This is a genomic window from Okeania sp. SIO2C2 (assembly GCF_010692625.1).
Taxonomy (GTDB): Bacteria; Cyanobacteriota; Cyanobacteriia; order Cyanobacteriales; family Microcoleaceae; genus Okeania; species Okeania hirsuta.
Map to the genome: position 1 here is coordinate 59,150 of NZ_JAAHGM010000033.1, position 21,435 is coordinate 80,584.

General features: G+C 35.7%; 15 protein-coding genes. 4 read left to right on the top strand and 11 right to left on the bottom strand.

Going from position 1 to position 21,435, the window contains the following annotated elements; all coding sequences use genetic code 11:
- Window positions 1-123: 123 nt before the first annotated feature.
- Entirely contained in the window at window positions 124-1,353 is a 1,230-nt protein-coding gene (locus tag F6K18_RS22970; protein WP_287524441.1) for a methionine gamma-lyase family protein, read from the top strand.
- A 186-nt stretch (window positions 1,354-1,539) separates the two neighbouring features.
- Here the strand turns inward: F6K18_RS22970 and F6K18_RS22975 are convergent, their stop codons facing one another.
- The 6 genes from F6K18_RS22975 to F6K18_RS23000 all read right to left on the bottom strand — a co-directional run bounded on the left by F6K18_RS22975 (window position 1,540) and on the right by F6K18_RS23000 (window position 7,927).
- Window positions 1,540-3,069 (bottom strand): P-loop ATPase, Sll1717 family, encoded by a 1,530-nt coding sequence (locus F6K18_RS22975; protein WP_287524444.1) that lies wholly within the window; start codon window positions 3,067-3,069, stop codon window positions 1,540-1,542.
- Window positions 3,070-3,393: 324 nt separating this feature from the next.
- On the bottom strand, window positions 3,394-4,767 hold the full coding sequence (locus tag F6K18_RS22980) for a KGGVGR-motif variant AAA ATPase (protein ID WP_287524445.1): 1,374 nt from the start codon (window positions 4,765-4,767) through the stop codon (window positions 3,394-3,396).
- The gene (locus tag F6K18_RS22985) at window positions 4,768-5,193 is read right to left on the bottom strand and encodes a HEPN domain-containing protein (RefSeq protein ID WP_287524447.1); all 426 of its coding nucleotides are present in this window, start codon (window positions 5,191-5,193) and stop codon (window positions 4,768-4,770) included.
- A gap of 89 nt (window positions 5,194-5,282) precedes the next feature.
- Window positions 5,283-6,320 (bottom strand): endonuclease/exonuclease/phosphatase family protein, encoded by a 1,038-nt coding sequence (locus F6K18_RS22990; RefSeq protein WP_287524449.1) that lies wholly within the window; start codon window positions 6,318-6,320, stop codon window positions 5,283-5,285.
- Between the two features lie 91 nt (window positions 6,321-6,411).
- Complete coding sequence (locus tag F6K18_RS22995) at window positions 6,412-6,735, bottom strand: DUF3593 domain-containing protein (RefSeq protein ID WP_287524450.1); 324 nt, start codon at window positions 6,733-6,735, stop codon at window positions 6,412-6,414.
- A gap of 874 nt (window positions 6,736-7,609) precedes the next feature.
- A complete protein-coding gene (locus F6K18_RS23000; protein ID WP_287524484.1) occupies window positions 7,610-7,927 on the bottom strand; it encodes a DUF2499 domain-containing protein in 318 nt (105 codons plus the stop codon).
- 77 nt (window positions 7,928-8,004) lie between these two features.
- Here F6K18_RS23000 and csaB point away from each other — a divergent pair, with 77 nt between their 5' ends.
- Window positions 8,005-9,042 carry a polysaccharide pyruvyl transferase CsaB gene (gene csaB / locus F6K18_RS23005; protein ID WP_287524452.1) on the top strand — a complete coding sequence of 346 codons (1,038 nt, stop codon included), beginning with the start codon at window positions 8,005-8,007 and terminating at the stop codon, window positions 9,040-9,042.
- Window positions 9,043-9,655: 613 nt separating this feature from the next.
- Here csaB and F6K18_RS23010 read toward each other — a convergent pair.
- From F6K18_RS23010 to F6K18_RS23020, 3 genes are all read right to left on the bottom strand, one after another.
- On the bottom strand, window positions 9,656-10,396 hold the full coding sequence (locus tag F6K18_RS23010) for an FkbM family methyltransferase (protein ID WP_287524454.1): 741 nt from the start codon (window positions 10,394-10,396) through the stop codon (window positions 9,656-9,658).
- A 96-nt stretch (window positions 10,397-10,492) separates the two neighbouring features.
- The gene (locus F6K18_RS23015) at window positions 10,493-10,747 is read right to left on the bottom strand and encodes a hypothetical protein (protein ID WP_287524456.1); all 255 of its coding nucleotides are present in this window, start codon (window positions 10,745-10,747) and stop codon (window positions 10,493-10,495) included.
- Between the two features lie 27 nt (window positions 10,748-10,774).
- Complete coding sequence (locus F6K18_RS23020) at window positions 10,775-11,131, bottom strand: bifunctional 2-polyprenyl-6-hydroxyphenol methylase/3-demethylubiquinol 3-O-methyltransferase UbiG (protein ID WP_287524458.1); 357 nt, start codon at window positions 11,129-11,131, stop codon at window positions 10,775-10,777.
- A gap of 989 nt (window positions 11,132-12,120) precedes the next feature.
- On the opposite strand from F6K18_RS23020, the gene trmB reads away from it, so the two are divergent.
- Window positions 12,121-12,768, top strand: a complete 648-nt coding sequence (gene trmB, locus F6K18_RS23025) for a tRNA (guanosine(46)-N7)-methyltransferase TrmB (RefSeq protein WP_287524460.1) — start codon at window positions 12,121-12,123, stop codon at window positions 12,766-12,768.
- A 668-nt stretch (window positions 12,769-13,436) separates the two neighbouring features.
- Here trmB and F6K18_RS23030 read toward each other — a convergent pair.
- A complete protein-coding gene (locus F6K18_RS23030; RefSeq protein WP_287524463.1) occupies window positions 13,437-13,559 on the bottom strand; it encodes a hypothetical protein in 123 nt (40 codons plus the stop codon).
- A 343-nt stretch (window positions 13,560-13,902) separates the two neighbouring features.
- Window positions 13,903-15,384 carry a dolichyl-phosphate-mannose--protein mannosyltransferase gene (locus F6K18_RS23035; RefSeq protein WP_287524466.1) on the bottom strand — a complete coding sequence of 494 codons (1,482 nt, stop codon included), beginning with the start codon at window positions 15,382-15,384 and terminating at the stop codon, window positions 13,903-13,905.
- Between the two features lie 914 nt (window positions 15,385-16,298).
- Here F6K18_RS23035 and F6K18_RS23040 point away from each other — a divergent pair.
- Window positions 16,299-20,807: a S8 family serine peptidase gene (locus tag F6K18_RS23040; protein ID WP_287524469.1), complete on the top strand. Its 4,509-nt coding sequence runs from the start codon at window positions 16,299-16,301 to the stop codon at window positions 20,805-20,807.
- Window positions 20,808-21,435 lie beyond the last annotated feature (628 nt).

The window sequence follows — 21,435 nt, forward strand, 5'->3', positions numbered from 1 at the left end:
ACCTCAATATCTAAAATTAATTCTTTGTTGACAAAGAAATTTTAGATTTTATAGTGAATTTGAGTATTAACAAAAATTTACACTTCGTTAAGCATATCACAAATCAAACAAATTAAATTAAATATGAACAGTACTAAATATCTACAAACAGCAGAACAAGAGTTATTTCCTATATTTTCTGATATTGATAGCTTAGTCAAGCAAAATCTCAGACGAGTTATAAATGCTTTTCGGGAGCATCGGGTAGGTGTCCATCATTTTGCAGGAGTTACTGGTTATGGCCATGACGATCTGGGGCGGGAAACTTTGGACAAGGTTTTTGCTGAAGTGATGGGGGCTGAGGCAGCAGCGGTAAGAGTCCAATTTGTTTCTGGAACTCATGCGATCGCTTGTGCTTTGTTTGGCACTCTTAGGCCAGGGGATGAAATGTTGTCTGTGGTGGGTTCTCCTTACGATACTTTGGAGGAGGTTATTGGTCTGAGGGAGGAGGGTCAAGGTTCTCTGAAAGATTTTGGGGTTAGTTATCGGGAATTGCCGTTAACTGAGACTGGTGCAATAGATTGGCGGGGGTTGCAGTCTGCAATTACTGAGAAGACTCGTCTGGCTTTGATTCAACGTTCTTGTGGTTATTCTTGGCGACCTAGTTTGTCTGTTGCAGATATTGAGAAAATTGTCAAGATAGTTAAGGAACAAAATCCTCGGACAGTTTGTTTTGTGGATAACTGTTATGGGGAGTTTATTGAAGACCGGGAACCTCTTGTGGTGGGAGCTGATTTGGTGGCGGGGTCTTTGATTAAAAATCCTGGTGGTACTATAGTTCCGGCAGGTGGGTATGTGGCAGGTAGGGAAGATTTGGTGGAAGCTGCTGCTTGTCGGTTAACTGCTCCTGGTATTGGTAGTAGTGGTGGGGCAACTTTTGAGCAGAATAGGTTGTTGTTTCAAGGTTTATTTTTGGCGCCTCAAATGGTGGGGGAGGCGATGAAGGGTAATCATTTGACGGCTTATGTTTTTGATAAGTTGGGTTATCCTGTTAATCCTCTTCCTTTTGAAAAACGACGGGATGTTATTCAGGGGATAAGGTTAGGTTCTCCGGAGAAGTTGATTGCTTTTTGTCGAGCTATTCAGCAATATTCGCCTGTGGGGTCTTATTTAGACCCGGTTCCTGCACCGATGCCTGGATATGAAAGTCAGTTGGTTATGGCGGGGGGGACTTTTATTGATGGGGCGACTTCTGAATTTTCGGCGGATGGTCCTTTGAGGGAACCTTATGTGGTGTTTTGTCAGGGGGGGACTCATTGGGCTCATGTGGCGATCGCTTTGGAAGCTGCTATTGAGGCAGTAGGGTTTTTTTGAAGTCAGGAGTATAGAATGGTTAGAATCTTTTAATTAGTTGATTATTTCTAGGACTTACGCATTGACAAAAAACATCATCTATGTGGTTTAGATCAAGGCATTCTTACCAAGGTTAGCAAAAATATGCTTACGAATAATAGAAGTCAACAGATTTTTTTTATCTCGTTAAAGAATGATTGTGTCATTTTAATTGTTTTTTTTCGGACGTTTAATTCCACCTTTACGTTTAACTTTAAAACCATATCGATAAATATCTGGCATATTAATTCGCCGATCTGAACTACGAATTTCCACAATACCTAATTGTTCTAAGTATTTTAAAATTTCTTCCGGTTTTTTGGTGTGCGGTTCTTTATCCCATTTTGTGTTTTTCAGTATCTTGAGAAATTTTTCCTCTTCAGTTAAAAGATTGAGACCTTTAAGACCTATTTTAAGAGCTTCTAACCAGGGATATTCTTCCTCTGTAAGTTCTTTGATTCGATCTTGAGAGGTATCCATTAAAGCACCTTGTATATCAGAAGGTAATAATAAGCGATTTTCTGGTAAATCTTTTTCCTCAAATTTTTCTAATCTACGTTCTGCTGCTAAGGAAAATAGCTTTAAAAAAGAACGTGGAGCAATTCTCCCTTTAGCATCTTGAAGGTGATTAGGAATCCAATCATAACTGTAACCTTTTCGAGGATTATTTCCCATATATTCCCCGACTATTGTTTCCATTAATAATTCAAAACGAGATTCATCTGATACTGGCAATATACCTAGTGTTTCATCCTCTTTTAAAATTAAATTAGGAACTATTTGTAAATAATCATTTATTGCTTCTATTTCTTCTTCTTTTTCTCCAGAGTTAACTAAACGCTTAACAAATACCTGATATAACCATGAAGTTTTCCACTCTAAACTAATTTGATGTCCTCTAAGTTTAGAAGCATCTGGAAATCCTAAAAACTCCTTTTGAAATAAATCTGTGCGTAGAAATATTTTGGGTCTAATTCTTTCCCAACGACGCCATCTATCTAGCCAAAATGCTAATAGTTCAGCTATAGGATCGCCCAGTTTTAAATAAGAAGGAACAATTCGATCTAGTTCATCATAAGTAATAAATAACCAACAGTCACTAGATATTAATTCTTCATCTAATTTATCTAAAGCATAATTGATACTTTCAAAGTTCTGGCGAACATCTGGAAACCAGTTTGAAAGTAATGATAATTTGTTAGTTAAACTATCGCGAATTTTCTCTGGTATTTCCTGAAACCAACTATTATTTGATAATTCTTTTTCTTGCTTAAATATTACTCCTAATATCAATCCAATCCAGAAAATCCGCCAATCAATTCTATCCTTATTTTTCATGTAGTCTTCTATTATATCTGGTGCAGGAAATTTTTTTTCCGTAGTTTTAGTACGACCATATCCAGCAATCCAAATTGTTTTTTCTAAAGGAGGAAAATATCTAATATTTAAGTTTTCTACTAAAGCTTGGCGACCAGAATCACTTGCTAATAAACGAAAAAATTCTGTTTTACCAGCACCTCTACCACCTAATATTAAAAATGTGTCAGTATTCAAAGCCATTCGGTAGTTAGGTACAGGTAAAAAATTTTTTAGGAATGTCTTTTCATTATTACTTTCATGTTCAGCTACAGCTCCTCCTGGTGCAACTTTAGCCATACATTCTAATACTAATAGCTTTTTTTTATCAAAGTTAGTCATTTTTCTACCTAATTTTATTTCTTTAATTTACGCTGAAAATAGTGCAAATTCTTTCAGCCAGTTGTTGATAAGGTTTACCTGTTAAAACATCAATAATATCTAATATTGGCAAAATTAGACATAATTTATAATAGCTTTTTTTTATCAAAATCAGTCATTTTTCCACCTAATTTTCTTGATTAAATTTGCGCTGAAAATAGTACAAATTCTTTCAGCCAGTTGTTGATAAGGTTTACCTTTTAAAACATGAATAATATCTGATATGGGCAACATTAGTCATAATTTTTAATAGCCTTTTATTGTAAAACTTAGTCATTTTTTCACCTAATTTTTTTGATTCAATTTACGCTGAAAAATACTGCAAATCCTTTCAGCAAGTTGTTGATAAGGTTTACCTGTTAAAACATCAATAATATCTGATAAACGACTATCTTCCTCTGGAGAATAATCTCGCTCAAATAAAGTTATTTCTCTACGAAGTTCACTTTGCCAATCTATAACTATTGGGTAAAAATCAGCTTCTTTGTCAGTAGAGTTAGGAACATTTTCGCTATAATAATTATCTTGAAAAACAGTATAAGCTTTCTCTCGAAAATCTCTAAGTTCCTGCTCTCTTCCTGGTACAACTAATCCCGGAGCTAGGGCATGGATAAGTAATACTGGCAGAGGTTCAGGAGCTAAAGGTTTTGCTAGACGACGAATAACATGAGTTAAACCTGCCCAACTTTGACGAGATTGAGTACCAAAGACAACTACTGCATGAGAAAAATCAGCGATCGCTAACCCACCAATATCGTGAAATCCTGTTCTAGTATCCAGTAAAATAAAGTCTAATTTTCCTGCTGCTTTATTCAGTTCATTAAACATATCATGCCAGGTTTTTAGCAGTGGATTATTAAAATTAAGCAGATTCTGGCAATCAAGTCTTGCCAACTTTTCCAGATAGTTATTATCTACACTTCCTGCACTCAATATAGGCAAACTTTTTTCTACATCTCCTAACAATCTTGAATCATTGACTAATTGTAAATGAGTGCTGAGTTTCCAATTTTTACCTTGAATATTTTTCTCTAATAAATAATCAATAGCTCCTGGAAAACTCTCCTCTCTATCTGGAAAAAAAATATTTGATATACCAGGAGATTCTAAATCTAAATCAACTATAGCTACTCGATAACCATGACGAGCTAATGTTAAAGCAGTTGCTACTAATGTTGTGGTGCGACCAACTCCTCCTTTGAAGGAAAAAAATGAAATTATTGCTGGTTTATGACCTTCATCTACTACTTGTTGAGACCAAGGAAGCTTAACTTCTTTTTGATTTGTCCATGCTTGTTTAGCAACATGACGTTCTAACACATACCAACAAGGTTGACTTTCATCATCCCATTCTGCGGGAACTCTTTCTTCGCAGATGACATCTATCAAATTCTTATAACCATCTTTTTCGCCTTGTGGTAACCAAATATCTTTACCATAGTAGGGACCGAGTTTTTGAACAAGAGATTTTTCCAATTCATCTACGTCTAGGATATTATCTTCAGAGTTGCTATTTTTCTTCAGAGGTTGTAAGAAAAGCCGAATTTTTCCCTGAACATCCCGAATAATAGTTATTGATTCTAGTTCGTCTTTTATGGAAAATTCCTCAAAACATTCTCGTACTTTTTCAAATGTTTCACCGAAAGTTATATTAATCATTTAAAGCTCCTCACTAGATATCTTACCATCCAAAATTAGTCTGGGAATAATTTCGTTATAGATTTCTGCTGCTCTTTGAACTGCCTCTTTTGCCTCCTTTTCATTCCACAAACCAGAGTTAAAATAACGTCGTTGTGGATGATAGTTGACTAAAATAGTTCCGTTTGTCCGAGAAATTGGTAATTTACAATCAAGAATAGGATAAATTGTCCGTAATCTTTCAATACTTTTATCTTGAAGTTCTGTTAAATCGTGACCGAATTTTTGACAAGTTCTATTGTTAATACATTGCTCTACAATAACTTTAAAAGTACATTCTACCACATAACCTGCCAAATAAATAGCATTATCCCAACGATTTTGAACAAGTAAAATTTCTGCATCATGTAAATGCCTTCCTGCAGCTTGAATAAATGATTCTTCCATACTTTAATCGGCTAAATTTCTCTCTTTAATAGTTTATAAAATAGAAAATATTCTCATCAAATAACCAATTATAAACTATAATAATTCCACTATTTACTTAACACCAATTCCGCGACTAAAGGCAAATGATCTGAACCTGTAGTTGACAAAACTTCAGCAGATTTAGAAACCCAATGATTTGAATACCAAATATAGTCAATTCTAAACAGAGGATAATCCAATTTCCAGGTAGAATTTGGAATCAAAAAATCAAGATGCCAACCCGCAGGCCAAGTTAAACCAAAACCCATTCCTGATACTCGAAAAGAATCTATTAATACTTGTCTTAAATAATAGTAGTCCTGAGATTGTTCGCTCATATTAAAATCACCCGCCACAATAACTGGCAAACTTTCTTTTTTTAGTCGTTCTATTAAGTCTTGAATTTCTAGCGATCGCTCATCAAATTCATAAACTGGAATTGTCAAAAAAGGTAAAATTTTCCGAGGTCGAATCCAAGGAGAAATTGTTTGAATATTGTAGATAACTATTAGCTCTTGCTTAATTTTAATGAGAGCGCGTTGTTGAACTTCTGAATGACCTGCTAAGTGTAGATTTTCCTGAAATTCTATGGGATATCTGCTGAGAATAGCAGCTCTATAACCTTTAATATCATCTGAAGTTTGATCAGGATATTCAGCTTTTAATTTAGGAAAGGATTTTGTAATATGATTTCTGGTAATTTCTTGTAAAAATACGATATCTGGTTTTTCTCGTTTGATTATTTCTACTAGGGTTTTGGTTTCAGTCTTATGCCAACTATTATTTAAGGAGAAAATTTTGAGAGATTGAGTATTTGCTGCGGAAATAGTTTGAGGAGAAAAATATTGTGTATGTAACCAACCAATAAGCAGCATACAAGCAATAGATAAAACTATCAAAAAACGTTGGTTTTTGATAATTAAAAATGCTAGAAGTGGCAGAATTAATATTGGGAAAAGAATTAAAGGGATAAAATTTCCAATTAAAGCTATTAGCCAGAATTTATCCCAGAATATTAGTCGGAGTATCAAGTAAATTAAAATTAATCCTGAATAACTATAGACAAATACTTTAGTAATTATTTGTAAAAGTAAGAAGAGATTCATTTGCCCATTGCCTCCAAACCTATTTACAAAAAAAAGTAAGATTTGAGTTTTTTTCTTCCTTCTTCCTTCTTTCTTCTTCCCTCTTCCTTCTTTAAAAATCAGTTTTCCCTTCTTCCTTCTTCTTTCTTTCCTCTTCCTTATTCAACACAGCTTCCCTAAAACCTAGCACTACCAAAATATTAGATAGTGTTAGAAATACTTCTGCACTACCATGTAACCAATCAATATTTGCTAAGGCTTCGCTATAAACTTGTTTAGCATAAATTCCGGCGGGAATAGTTACGCCCACAAATACTAAAGTGCCATAAAATCCAATTAAGGCTAAACGGGGTGTTTTGCCTGAACGAGTGAGAAACCAAAGAAAGCCTAAATAAGGAAATAGAGAAAGAGCAAATAGAGTATCTTTAGAAATCATATTTATAGGAGTATAAAAAATTTTGTTGTATTAAGTAGCTAGTAGTCCATAGTTAAAGCTCTGTATTCAAAATACATTATATTCAGTATTCAAAATACTCTGAATATAGATACTCGAAACTATAACGTTATAGATTATTAGTCTGGAGCGCTGAAAAATATCTCACTTGTGACTTGATTTAATTTTTCAAAAAAATATAGTCGGTACTTTGGAGTAAGTATTCAAAATACTCTGAATATACAGACTCAAAACTATAACGTTATAAATTATTAGTCTGGAGCATTGATTTAATTTTTCAAAAAAATATAGTCGGTACTCTGGAGTTAAGTATTCAAAATACTCTGAATATACAGACTTAAAACTATAACGTTATAGATATCTAGTCCGGATCACTGAAAAATATCTCACTTCTGACTTGATTTAATTTTTCAAAAAAAGATAGTCGGTACTCTGGAGTTAAGTATTCAAAATACTCTGAATATACAGACTTAAAACTATAACGTTATAGATATCTAGTCCGGAGGGCTGAAAAATATCTCACTGCTGAATTGATTTAATTTTTCAAAAAAATATAGTCGGTACTCTGGAGTTAAGTATTCAAAATACTCTGAATATACAGACTTAAAACTATAACGTTATAGATATCTAGTCCGGATCACTGAAAAATATCTCACTTCTGACTTGATTTGATTTTTCAAAAAAAGATAGTCGGTACTCTGGAGTTAAGTATTCAAAATACTCTGAATATACAGACTTAAAACTATAACGTTATAGATATCTAGTCCGGAGGGCTGAAAAATATCTCACTTGTGACTTGATTTGATTTTTCAAAAAAAGATAGTCTCTACTCCAGAGTAAGTGTCGTACCTAAAAATTAACTCTCGCTACTTTCTTCCTGCTTTTTACTATTAGAAAATATCAACCAAGCAGCAGCTAATAGAGTAAAATTTCCCAACAAAGTCATTGAAGCTTGAAGAGTAACTAACCATTCTAAGTTTGGGTCATTATCAAAATAATGCCAAGTGCAGGCACACATCGCACTGACCAATGCAGGTAACATGGCAAAAGATAAACCATACCAGGCACGGTTATTAGTGACATTGCCATAGAGAGAAATAAACCAAATGGCAGCTATCCATTCAATAACGCTAGAAATATGAATAATCCAAGTAGGAATTGATAAAGCGTGCATATCCAAAAAATCTGAAAATTTAAGTATCAACTTTGGTATTCTACAAGGCTATATCAAAAGAATAATTACTCAGACAAATGCGAGCAATTTTATCTGGTTACTACGGAAAAGGTAATAGTGGAGATGAGGCATTATTAGCATCTTTGTTGCAGATGTTGCCCAATAATATTCAACCTTATGTTTTGTCTGGCAACCCCATCGAAACTCAAAAACAATACCAGGTCGAAGCAGGCGATCGCCTCAATACTTTTACTATTCTCCAGGCCATGAAACGTTCGGATGTCTTTATCTGGGGGGGTGGAAGCCTGATTCAAGATACTACCAGTATTGCTAGTCCTTTTTATTATGCCGGACTAATGGGAATTGCTCAAAAAATGGGCTTAAAAACAATTGCCTGGGCACAAGGAATTGGGCCTTTACATCATCAAACTACCCAATTTTTGGCAAAGCAATGTTTTAAGGGTTGTACTGCGGTTAGTGTCAGGGATGCGGGTTCGGCAAAAATTCTTGCCAAGTGGGATATTCCTTTTACTTTAGCTCCTGACCCAGTTTGGGCTTTGGAAAGTTCTTCTGTCCCTGGTCTTTGGAATTTACCTGCACCGAGAGTAGCGGTTTGTTTGAGACCTCACCCACAACTTACTCCGGCACGTTTAGCAATTTTAACTCAGGCTTTGGTTTCTTTTCAAAAGGCAACTAAAGCGTTTATTTTGTTGTTGCCTTTTCAACCAATAAAGGATTTAAAAATTGCTGAATTTATTCATAAAAAATTGCCTAATCATAGCAAGATTTTAACTATAGAAGACCCTAGAGTTTTGAAGGGAGTTTTTCGGGGTGTAGAAATGGTAATAGGTATGCGTTTCCACAGTTTAATTATGGGGTCTGCGGAGGAATGTCGTTGTTTTGCTATTAGTTACGATCCGAAAGTTAGTCAGTTAATGACTGAGTTGGAAATGCCTGGATGGGAGTTAGCTGAAGTGCCGGAAGATGCAAATTTAATTAGTAAGATGTGGATTGAAAATTATGCGAATGGAGATGCTTTGTTTCCAGAAAGGATAGATTTTTTGAGGGAGCGATCGCTAATTCATCAAGAGGTATTATCTTCAATTAATAATTAATAATTACCTTTCCTTGAAAAAAGGAGGATTCACTAAAAGGATTGTTTTTCTTCGTTTCTCTATGAATGGAGAGGTTTTATAGCAATTTGAAAAAAGAATGTTACGAATAGTAAGAGCGAAAAAAAGACTTTACAGGATATTTTCCTTTGACAAAAAAAGATAATTTACGCCCTAAAAAATGGTAATAAAGCCATTCATTCTGACTCCTGATTCCCCTCCTGGGAGGGGTTGGGGGTGGGTTGACTCCTAAGAAATACCCTAGATATTTGTAGCAAACATTTATCAATTTGGTATTATACCTTGATTTTTCGGTAAAAGGAGTAGGTCATTTCAGTTATCAGTTATCAAAACAATATGCCGCCTTTGAAGGTGCAATATTTTTGGAGAGTTGCTCACGCATCCCCGTTACAAAAATAACTTCTGACTTCTGACTTCGTTAACAATACCTCTACAATAAGGAGGCTTGAAATACGGAATTATCTTTTTTTATCCCCTTAAAAGGGGAGGCTTTAGACCAGGATTTTTCGGTAATACCATTACAGTTGCAGGACTGCCAAAATCTGGAAAAACTTCCACAATAAGTAGATAGAAGTCGTGCATTTTCAAGTCTGAATTATGATTCTTGATTTATCATTTTATTTTGTTTAGTAAATAGAACGTTAAATACATGGGATGTTTGATAATACTTACCTATAGGTAACTTAACTAGCTGATTAATCTCGTCTGAAGTAATTAAATAGGTTTCATATTTTAAGGAATCCATAAATTCTCTTAATTCTTTTTCATTAGTTCCCATTTGTTGTAATCCAAATCTATTAATTTCACAAATAATATAGGGAACATCATATTGGGAAAATGTATTTACTGCTCCTTTAATTACATCAAGCTCCGCTCCCTCAGTATCGATTTTAATCATTTTTATCTGACCAATATCTTTTTGCTGACTTAAAATATCATCAAGTGTAGATTGTTGAATATTTTGCATTGTTTGATTATCCAAACTTTTTTGATTGAATGGATGTTTACCGACATCCCACAAAGCATGACCGCCATCATTATCTTGATTAAAAAATAGTTGTGTTTGTTTCGTTTCTGAACCAACAGCAAAATTAAATAAGCAAATATTATTTAGATTATTGAGACTAATATTCTCTAGGATTTTTTGATAATTTGATAATTCTGGCTCAAAAGCAAAAACTTTGCCTTCGATGCCTACTATTTTTGCAGCTAAAACAGAATAATATCCAATATGAGCGCCAATATCAATAAAACAGTCGCCATTTTGTAGAAATTTCCCAATTAATTGTAAGATTTCAGATTCATAAGCTCGCCCTTTTTGAACAGAGTCAAGCATCAATTTTTGAGTAAATTTATTAGAATCTAGGGAGAGCTTTATTGCTTGTTGTTCAGAATTATATTGCCATTGAATATTGATAATTTTAGTAGAATTTTATGAAGTTATAGTCGAACTATTTTTCCTCTGAATCATTGCCCAATAGATATCTGGACCTGCAGGCACATTAAATTGAATATCTAATGCTTGTAAAGTTTCAAATCCTGTTCTTTTAATTAAATATAGCCACATAGTTTTTCCCAATACACTGTAGTGGTTTTTATTAGTTTGATGTTGGCAACTTGTATCAGGAGCAGGTACTTCTAAATATAGATAACCTTCGGGTTTAATAACTCTATAAATTTCCTGCAAAGTAAAATATGGAAAAATACTATGTTCTCAACAATGTCTGCACCAAACAAAGTCAAAATAGTTATCTTCAAATTCTAAAAAAGATTGCTCCATTTCATAAACTTGATAACCTTTTTGTTGGCAAATAGCCACATCTTGACTATTTAGAGTAATTCCAGTTGGTGAAAAACCATGTTTTTTAAATATCTCTAAAGCGACGCCTTGACCACAACCAATATCTAATATTTTTGCTGCTGGTGGTAAAAATATTTGCTTTAGACATACATCAAACATTTGCTCAGTTATTTGATTATGAAGTTTAGTTGGAGGTTCGGGATAAGTATCATCTTTAATTTTTTCTAGAAAGTTCTCAATTTTTTTTATTTGTGATGAATTTAGTTTCATAATATATAGGTATAGCAGTACGTTTTTTGGCGTTCGACATTAACGAAGTCAGAAGTCAGAAGTTATTTTTGTAACGGGGATGCGTGAACAACTATCCAAAAATATTTCGCCTTAAAAGGCGGGGTTTTAGACCAATATTATTTTGATAAATTTGGAGTAGGAAGTAGGCAGTAAGTAACAATTAATAATTAGCAATTACCTCTCATTTACCAATTTTATTTGAGGTAGCACAGAATTAGGTGTTAGGTGTTATATCAAGTCTCATTAATTAGCCATAATAAAAATGTTCTTCTCTTGAGAGAGAATATTTTTTCCGTTTCTTGGTGCGCGTTCCCTTGCGACTATCGTCGTCGCGGGGTCGCACCGCTTTGTCATGGGGAGCAAACAAATTTCCTCTTGTTTCCTGCTCCCTACTCCCTAAATTTTTTATTGGGGTTATTTAAAGAGATATGATATTAGGTGTTATACCAAGCATGATAAGTGTTTGTGATAAATAGTCTCGTAAGCATTCAGCAGTCAGCTATCAGCTTTATTGCCTTTAAAGGAGAAAAAAGCAATTTTATCAAAGCTTCAGAGTAGGAATATCTGGTTGAGAATGTAGTAGAAATTAAATGAATGCTTGCTTTATTAATTAGACATCTCCAATAATAAAAAATTAAATCAATTATCCCACAGCAATTATTAATTCTTTCCCCCTACTCCCTACACCCTCTTTTCTGGAGATGTCTATTAAAAAGCTAATAGCTGTCAGCTCTCAGCAAAAGGACAGAGTTTTAATGAATATAGAATTTCCAGCCAGTTTTTGTAGTAATATTTAATTCTGACTCAATTAGTAAAGCTTTTATCTAATACTAAAAACAATAGCTGATAGCTGATAGCTGACGGCTGAATGCTTACCTACTCCCTACTCCCTACTCCCTATCTGAATTAGTAGTAAAAACTTACATAATTATTGTATAATTATAACGCAAAACATAGAGGTATAAATTTTGGCAAGGGTCAGAGTAAGACAGCACGTTAATCCTTTCTCTAATAAATATCAAGAGTCAGTAACTCTACCAAATTTTAGTAATATTTATTCTGATTTAAATAAACCATTGCATTTAGATATTGGTTGTGGTCGGGGTAAATTTTTATGGCAGATGGCACAGACAGAACCTGAATGGAATTTTCTGGGTTTAGAAATTCGGGAACCATTAGTTATAGAGGCTAATAATTTGCTAAATGAACAGGGTTTTAATAATTTGCACTATTTATTTTGTAATGCCAATATTTCTCTGGAAAAAATATTACAATCTTTGCCAGAGGGAATATTACAAAGAGTCTCTATTTTATTTCCCGATCCTTGGTTTAAGAGACGTCATCAAATACGCAGAGTTGTACAACCAAAATTAGTCGAAGATTTAGCCAATCATTTAACAGTGGGAGGAAAAGTTTTTCTCCATTCTGATGTAGAAAAAGTGGCAAGAGAAATGTGTAACCGCTTCTCTGCTCATAGTTCATTTTCTCGAAGTTCTGATGATTGGTTAAGTGAAAATATTTTGCCAGTATTATCAGAAAGAGAAATTGTTACTTTAGCTAAAGATCAACCTGTGTATAGAGCTTTATTTGAGAAGGTCGTATGTGGTAGGTCGTAGGTGTTAGATTTAACCTTTAATTGGTGGGAAGATAATATAGAACTACTAGATGATTCGTGGAAACTTTCCTCTTCTATCGAGACTTTAGAAAAAAATAGATTAAAAATAATCTCAAAACCTTATACAGCAATTTTTTTACCTTTAATTAAAAGATTTTTTGATATATTTAGGTTTTCCTAGTCATGCTACGCAAACAGCTATTTTTAGCTTTTTAAAGCATTTCTTGTGCTACTACTGGGTTGGAAAGAATTTTTGGTGAAAAATATCAAAGTACCACTATTTTCCCTTGATTGATAACTTAGTTTATAGTGTTTTTATCTGGGATGTGGAAGCCAAGTGCCATGAAAAAGGTATGGAGGGAATATTCAACAATTAATAATTAACAATTAATAATTAATAATTATCTATTCTGTAATAGAAGGATTGGCTAAAAGGATTTTTTTTCTTCTCTTGGTCCATTGGATATGGCGAGGAGACCAGCTCTTGACAGAGGCGCTCCGCTAACGCCATCCCACCCTACGGGAAGCTCCGAAGATCGACCGTTTTTTTATCCATGAATGGAGAGGCTTTATACCTTAATTTTTCGGTAAAGGAGGGAAAACAACATTAAATAGTAACAAACACCAGGATATACAGGATATAAGAAACTCAAAACAGCGCTTTTTTTATCATTTTATTTGTGGGTTTAATACCCCACCGTCAACGGGGGTGTTCAAAATTACTTGGGGGAGCGAATCCCCATGTAATTTTCCTCCTGTCTCCTGTCTCCTGTCTCCTGTCTCCTTCTTCAATAGAAAAAACCTCAATTTATATTTATATCTCAAATAAAAACACTATATAAGTATTCAAAATAACTTGATATTAATATTAGTCATTTATTTGGTAGTTTATATCAAGCACGCTCTAATAATATGACAAATAACTAATAAAATTTGGGAAACTAATTTCCTGATATTCGCAACCTAAAACTTAGCGCCTAAAATCTAATATTATCTTTTCTGTGGTAGGTTTAATGCCCCACCGTCAACGGGGGTGCTTAAAATTGTTTGAGGTTTGTAGACGCGGAGTGGCGTGTCGAAGACTATCCATAAGCAATTTTCCCTTCTGCCTTCTGCCTTCTGCCTTCTGCCTTCTTCAAATCCAAGAACGAAACCACATCCTCATCTGCCAATTTTGCGGAGATATAGGTAATCCCAAATAAATAGGCATCCAAAAAACAAAAGCAAATAAAATGATAAAAATAACTGTAACTCCTATTGCTCTGAGATGAACTTGTCTATTATTTAACCACTTATCAAGCCACCAAGCAAGTGCCAAAATAGCAAACACAGCAGCACCCATATAATGATAGATAAAAGTACAACGAGTCACTTTTGACCAAGGTAAAAAATTGGCAAACCAATTTAATAATAAATATAGTAAAAACCACATTTCTGAGGCAGGAATAAATTTCACTTTTGGCTTAATGAAAATTTTATTACGTCTAGCTTTTCGTTTTTTTTCCCAATCCCAGATGCAGTTAATTAATATTAACACTAAAGATAAAATTGCTACTGCTGATAACCACCAAAGAGCGGGATTTCCCATAGCATGAACATCATAAATTAGCGGATTAACTTTTGGATTTCCAATATCTGAAGGTAATGGTGGTAAAGAAGCTTCAGGTTGATCTAATAAGCCTGTATTTTTATAGAAATAAACCACAGGTCTGAGCATCAATGGCCAAGTAAACCATTGAGCACAATAAGGATGAGTATCTGGTCCACTACCAATTCTTTGATGATAGCTGAAAATTTGTTTTTGCATTTCCCAAAATCCATATTTCGGATTGAGAATAATGTGAGGAATCCAGAGTAAACTGTAGGTTATGATGGGAATAAAAAATAAGTTTAAAGTAAATTTCAGCAGATTTAGTCGAGCTAAATTTCGCAAAGGAGATATAAAATTAGACTTTTTTGGGGGGGCTAAAAATTCAATTACCCAGGCAAATATCCAGAGTAGATAAATACTGAGTAAAAATCCTAAACCATTCCATTTTATCGCAGCACTTGCACCAAAATTTATTCCGGCTAAAGCCAACCAAATGTTTTGTTTCAATTGCCAATCTTGCAAAGCAATAATTAAGCAGAACTGACCTAATAATCCAAAAATTACTAGATAAATATTATTCAGTGCGTAGCGGGATTCAACTAAAAATAATCCATCCAAAGCAATGAGTAAAGCTGCAATAAAACCATAGCTTTGGCGCCGAGTTAATTGATAAGCGATCGCTCCCACTACTACTGGAATAAATGAACCAGTTAAAGCATTTACCCATCGATAAGTCCAAGGAGCTAAAGTAGAACCTGTTTCATTATTGACTATTTCTTGTCCGAACGGCAGATGAGAACCTACCCAAATACTAATAGCAATAATATATTGACTGAGTGGAGGGTGGGCATTAAAAAAATCAGTTTTAGTTAGATAGTTATTGGCAAATTTAGCATAATAAACCTCGTCAAAAACGAGAGTATTAAAACGACCTAGTTGCCAGAATCTGAGCATGATTGAAAATATAAATATGCTCGCCATGCCAACAATAAACCATCTAGATGATTTACGAGATATTAGTTGCATAAATAGAATAAATTTTAGAGTGTTTTTATTTTAGTATAAAGACATAAAAAACAGCCCTAAAGTGCGAACAAATAGGACTGCTATTGTATAAGTTAATAATACGATACATTCTTTTACTGAAAATGTCAAGTATTTGTCAGTGAGCTAACCCTAAAATAATTTTCTTGATTCAGATATTAATAACTTTTATACCTGCTCAACTGAAAAAAATTAAGTAATCATAAAAATCACATTAAAGAAGGAAGAAGGAAGAAGGAAGAAGGAAAAAGGAAAAAGTGAATGGGGACTCAAACCCCAACCAATTGTAAACACTGTGTAGACGGCGAGGTATTAAACCCAAAAGAAAAAGATAAATAACAGTATTTTAGATATCTATCCTCATTCTAAAAATAAGTAAAAAAATTGAAATGTCAGGGTATTTAGAATTCAAAAATTATGATTTTCCGTAATCAAAGATAATTTGCTTGGAGATGAAAAGTAAATTTATATAGCGCTACGCATTAAGAGACTGTTTATAAAGTTTTGTAATGTACAATGATTGAGCTTTAAACTGTAACAACTTGGTTATTTATCCCAGACTTTATAGGCTGAAATACCCAATTTGTGAGGGATAAAAACACTTCATAATTCTTGACAAACAACCTCTAAGGCGTTTGATATTCCTCTGTATGCCTATTGCCATAAGAAAGCTGTTGCCTTTTCCTACCATAATGCTGTACAAACAACCCAGATTTATTGTCAAACGCCAAAGAAGATAGTGCTATATTAGGAATTAATTTCATCGTAAGTTTTGCGGTTTAAAGTGATACATTGACCTTCATTCTAGCTATTTAACCCATAGTATGGCATTGCAGAATCTAGAAGTAACTAGAAATAAAAGTCAAACTATTAGCAATTACTAAATTTTTAGGAAAATGGAACAAACAACAGAACTGTATGGCCCTTTAAATGAACTAAAATCTCCTTTCAACTTTGTTGTCGGAGAACAACGTAGTATTCCCTTAGATGTAGATGAATTTTCAGCTTCTGATGAGGGTATCAAGTTACTTTCTTTGTTAAATGTTGAAGAGGATACTGATGGTATTTTACAAGAAAGTAATATCGATTTTGAAAATTCATTTTACGGCTTCAGAAATTCAACTGACCAAAGCTCTACAGATGAGAAACCAGTAATTGTAGGTCGGTTTGAACAGGAGGATTTAAAAAAAGACCTTGGAACAGAAAACGCCGATTTGTTAACAGGTTTACCCACAGAAGATTCTTCTGAGAGTTCACAAGAAAAAACCACTGATGTCACTTTACCCAAAGAAGAGAAAATAGTAGATGCTGATGATGGAGAAAAATCTGAAACAGATGTCGTAAATATTCCACCAGAAGGAAAATTCACAGAGACACCAAGTAGTATTGCTTCATTAGAACCAGAAGAGAAAGTATCGCCAGAGGTTTTAGAAGCGATCGCTAATGGTGAGGCCCAAGAACTTTTAGTCTCATTAGACAGCAGTGAAATTGATGCACTGGTAGAAGCTCGAATGGTGAAGGAAGGTTTAGAGGCAGGTAGCGACGAAATCTTAGAATACAAAGCAGAATTGCTGGCAGAACTAAAAGAAGAGGTATTCTCTGATTTACCAGAAGGATTTGAAATTATAGAAGATTATAATAATTTGCCAATTTCCTTTGTCCGGTTTGAGTCACAAGAACCTCTGCTAGAACTGTTAGAAAATGATGACGTTTTAGGAGCAGCAGTTCCCCAAGTCAATGAAAAAGCTCTATTAGAAAGTCTACCCATCATCAATCAACCAGAGGCAGAAGCAGCAGGATATACTGGGGAAGGAACAACTGTTGCTGTTCTAGATTCAGGAGCAGACCCAAATGCTCCTGGTCTTGAGGGTCGAGTAATAGTATCTCAAGACTTTGCCCCTAATGATGGTGTTGACGACGATGATGGCCATGGAACGAATGTTAGCGCCATTGTTGCTGGAGTTGCACCAAGGACAGATATTGCTGCCCTAGATGTTTTTGATGGTGGCGTAGCTTTTGACCAAGATATTATTGCTGCGATTAACTGGGTAATTGATAACAAAAGCACTTACAATATTGAAGCCATTAATATGAGTCTTGGTGGCGACCAAAAAATTACAGATCCACTCTCAGATAATGATACTCCTCTAGGGCAAGCCATTGCTCAAGCAAAATCAGCAGGTATTCTCAGTATTGTTGCCTCTGGGAACGAATACTTTACAGATGGAATTTCATACCCTGCAGCTTTTGAAAGTGCGGTATCTGTTGGTGCGGTTTATGACTACACAGGTTTTGACGGATTTGATCCTGTAGTGCCAGATCAAGTAACACCCTTTTCTAATAGCGCCCAATTTCTAGATATATTAGCACCTGGAGCATTTATAAATGCAGGAGGATTCAACTTTCCTGGAACTTCAATGGCAGCACCCCATGTTGCGGGAGCAGTTGCGGTCTTAAGTGAAGCCTTCCCCAATGAAAGTCCCGACGAAATTCTCCAACGAATGCTCGATTCTGGCGATCCCATTACAGACCACCGCAACGGAATTACTAAACCCAGACTTAATCTAGGTGCTGCATTAGAGATAGAATCTGCTCGACCTGACAACGATAATTTTCTAGATAGCGAAATCCTGTTTGGTACATCAGACAGCGACTCTGGTACAAATGTTAATGCTACCGAACAATCTGGAGAACCAAATCACGCTGATGTTGGTGGAGGTAACTCTCTTTGGTGGAGTTGGACAGCTCCTACTTCTGGGGAAGTGACAGTCAATACTTTCGGTAGTGACTTTGATACTGCATTAGCTGCATATATAGGTGCTTCGGTGTCAAACCTGACTGAAATTGCCAGTAACGACGATAGTGGAGGTGTTACCCAAAGCGAAATTTTCTTTGATGCGGTAGGGGGAACTACATATCATTTTGCTGTAGATGGATATTTGGGAGCTACAGGCAATATTGATATCGACCTTTCACTGGAAACAATAGGGGTAGAAAACGATAACTTATCTAACAGTATTTCTCTAAGTGGTTCATCTGCTAGCACTACTGGCAGTAATATTAATGCCACCAAAGAATCAGGAGAACCAAATCATGCTGGAAACCCTGGGGGTAGTTCCGTTTGGTGGAATTGGACGGCACCCAGTTCTGGTTCAGTAACTATTGGAACTAATGGCAGTGATTTTGATACTATATTAGGGATTTATACAGGTTCTTCTGTGTCAAATCTAACTGAAGTTGACAGTGACGATGATGGGGGTGATGGATTACAAAGTCAGGTAACTTTTGACGTTGTTGGAGGAACAAATTATAAAATTGCAGTTGATGGATTTTCTGGTTCTGAGGGTAATATTGTTTTAGATTTAGACCTAGCAACATCAGAAATATCTAACGATGATTTTGCTAACAGTGCTACCCTCAGTGGTACATCTGATAACGCAACTACCAGTAGCATCAACGCTTCCAAAGAACTTGGAGAACCAAATCATGCTGGAAATGATGGTGGTAGTTCCCTGTGGTGGAATTGGACAGCACCAAGTTCAGGATTAGTCACTCTTGATACCTTTGGCAGCGATTTCGACACCATTTTAGCCGCCTACACAGGTTCATCAGTCTCCAACTTAACTGAGATTGCTAGCAATGACGATAGTAGTGGTTTGCAAAGCCAAATTGTTTTCCCAGCAGTAGCAGGAACTAACTATCAAATTGCAGTGGATGGATTTAGTGGAGCAGCAGGTAATGTTGAGTTGGCTTTGTTTTTGGAGGCTGATACCCTAGCAAACGATGATTTTGCTGACAGGATTTCTTTAAGCGGTTCACAGATTAATGAAACAGCTACCAATGAGAACGCAACTGTAGAGTTAGAAGAACCTCTTCATGCAGGAAATGATGGCGGTGCATCCCTGTGGTGGAGTTGGACTGCTCCTAATGATGGTACTTTAATCGTCAATACTGGCGGTAGTGATTTTGATACAATACTAGCAGCGTATACAGGTTCTTCCCTCTCTAACTTAACTGAGATTGACAGTAATGATGATAGTGTAAATTATGGTCTCCAGAGCGAGATTCTCTTTGATGTAGTTGAAGGTGAAACCTACAACATAGCAGTGGATGGATTCAATGGTGACTTTGGTAATATTAACCTCGAACTAATTCTCTCTACCTTTGAAAACCAAATCGATCTATCTAGTGATGTCTTTGAAGTAACTCCGCAACAAGTTAGTCCTGGTGATTCTATTGATATTGATTTCTCCGTAGAAAATACTGGCAGCGATGATGCTACTGGTTTCTGGGTAGACTTCTTCTTATCCGAGGATGGTGATATCGATCCACTGGAAGACTTGGAGCTTGGTTTTACCTGGGTAGAAAGTTTGCCTGGTAACAGTAATACTGGAGTGTTAAGCAAAAGTTTGTTGCTACCTACTACAGACTCCTTCTCTTGGGATGAAGACACAGATTATCAAATAGGTATGCTCGTTGACAGTTTTGATTTTGTTGCTGAGACTGACGAATCGAATAATACAGATACTGAAACTATATCGATATCTACAACGTCAGAAGAACCATCTTACACAAGCTCCCAAGTCAGAATTAATGGGGAATATGAACCCATTGCAGGTGACTTTAATGGAGACAACAATACTGATATTCTCTGGTATCGACCAGGACCAGGCCAGGATTTCATTTGGTTCTTCAACTCTGACGGCTCTTTTGAGAGCAGTCGCTTCACGGTCAATGGTACTTACACGCCGATAGTTGGAGATTTTAACGGTGATTCCACCTCAGATATTCTCTGGTATCGACCAGGGTCAGGCCAGGATTTCATCTGGTTCTTTGATAAGGATGGAAATCGTACCAGCAGTCGGTTTACAGTTAACGGTACTTACACCCCAGTAGCGGGAGATTTTGATGGCAGTGGCACCACAGATGTTCTGTGGTATCGACCAGGTAGAGGTCAAGACTTTTTATGGTCTTTCAATTCTGACGGTACTTTTGAGAGTAATAGGTTCACAGTTAACGGTACTTACACCCCAGTAGCGGGAGATTTTGATGGCAGTGGCACCACAGATGTTCTGTGGTATCGACCAGGTAGAGGTCAAGACTTTTTATGGTCTTTCAATTCCGACGGTACTTTTGACAGCAATAGGTTCACAGTTAATGGTACTTATACCCCAGTAGCTGGAGACTTTGATGCTAGTGGAACCACAGATGTTCTGTGGTATCGACCAGGTAGAGGTCAAGACTTTTTATGGTCTTTCAATTCCGACGGTACTTTTGACAGCAATAGGTTCACAGTTAATGGTACTTATACCCCAATAGCTGGAGACTTTAACGGCAATCTCTTCTCTGATATTCTCTGGTATCGACCAGGTACAGGTCAAGACTTTTTATGGTCTTTTCAATAGATCAGGACTTACGCATGAGGTAGGAAAAACTAGGACTTGAGATTGCTTTCCGTTCCGGACTGCTCCGCAAACCCTTTCGGTCCCAATGAAAGAAATACGTTGAGGTACGTAAGTCCTATAGATATAAATTATAGCGGTTTTCAAATAGATAGACTACAGTGGCAAAAGCATTATCCTACTGTCTGCTCTCTACTGCCTACTGCCTACTCCCGCGCACCAAAAGAATTTTGTAGTCTACTTAAATGAAAAGCACTGTAACTGAGTCCGTGGTCTCAACCTTGACTTGGTGAGTAATATAATTTCTATCGTCTGTGGGGGTAAACGGCCGTTTGCCCCCTACAATTTTAGGTAGTAGTGCATTCTAATGGTATAGAGCATCTTGCTCCCGTTCTAATATCATATCAAATCCGCTTAATTCGGAAAAAAAATGTTTCATCTGAGCGCCAGAGCGCAAATCTTTCTAAATTATTTTCCCTCTTGACTCCGGAGGACTGACTCCTAATTAATTATCTCATATCATGTCCGGTAGCATCGGTATTGTAAGCGTGAAGGTAAGGAAGAAGGAAGAGGCAAGAAGGCTTAAAAGCTTGAAAAAAACGTAAATTTCCTGTAGATATTCACCCTTGGT

Bases quoted from the DNA above. Each gene is read 5' to 3' on its own strand.
- F6K18_RS22970 (WP_287524441.1), top strand. From the start codon at position 124: ATGAACAGTACTAAATATCTACAAACAGCAGAACAAGAGTTATTTCCT.
- F6K18_RS22990 (WP_287524449.1), bottom strand. From the start codon at position 6,320: ATGAATCTCTTCTTACTTTTACAAATAATTACTAAAGTATTTGTCTAT.
- F6K18_RS23020 (WP_287524458.1), bottom strand. From the start codon at position 11,131: ATGAAACTAAATTCATCACAAATAAAAAAAATTGAGAACTTTCTAGAA.
- F6K18_RS23000 (WP_287524484.1), bottom strand. From the start codon at position 7,927: ATGCACGCTTTATCAATTCCTACTTGGATTATTCATATTTCTAGCGTT.
- F6K18_RS22985 (WP_287524447.1), bottom strand. From the start codon at position 5,193: ATGGAAGAATCATTTATTCAAGCTGCAGGAAGGCATTTACATGATGCA.
- F6K18_RS23035 (WP_287524466.1), bottom strand. From the start codon at position 15,384: ATGCAACTAATATCTCGTAAATCATCTAGATGGTTTATTGTTGGCATG.
- F6K18_RS23010 (WP_287524454.1), bottom strand. From the start codon at position 10,396: ATGCTTGACTCTGTTCAAAAAGGGCGAGCTTATGAATCTGAAATCTTA.
- csaB (WP_287524452.1), top strand. From the start codon at position 8,005: ATGCGAGCAATTTTATCTGGTTACTACGGAAAAGGTAATAGTGGAGAT.
- F6K18_RS23040 (WP_287524469.1), top strand. From the start codon at position 16,299: ATGGAACAAACAACAGAACTGTATGGCCCTTTAAATGAACTAAAATCT.
- F6K18_RS22975 (WP_287524444.1), bottom strand. From the start codon at position 3,069: ATGACTAACTTTGATAAAAAAAAGCTATTAGTATTAGAATGTATGGCT.
- F6K18_RS22995 (WP_287524450.1), bottom strand. From the start codon at position 6,735: ATGATTTCTAAAGATACTCTATTTGCTCTTTCTCTATTTCCTTATTTA.
- F6K18_RS22980 (WP_287524445.1), bottom strand. From the start codon at position 4,767: ATGATTAATATAACTTTCGGTGAAACATTTGAAAAAGTACGAGAATGT.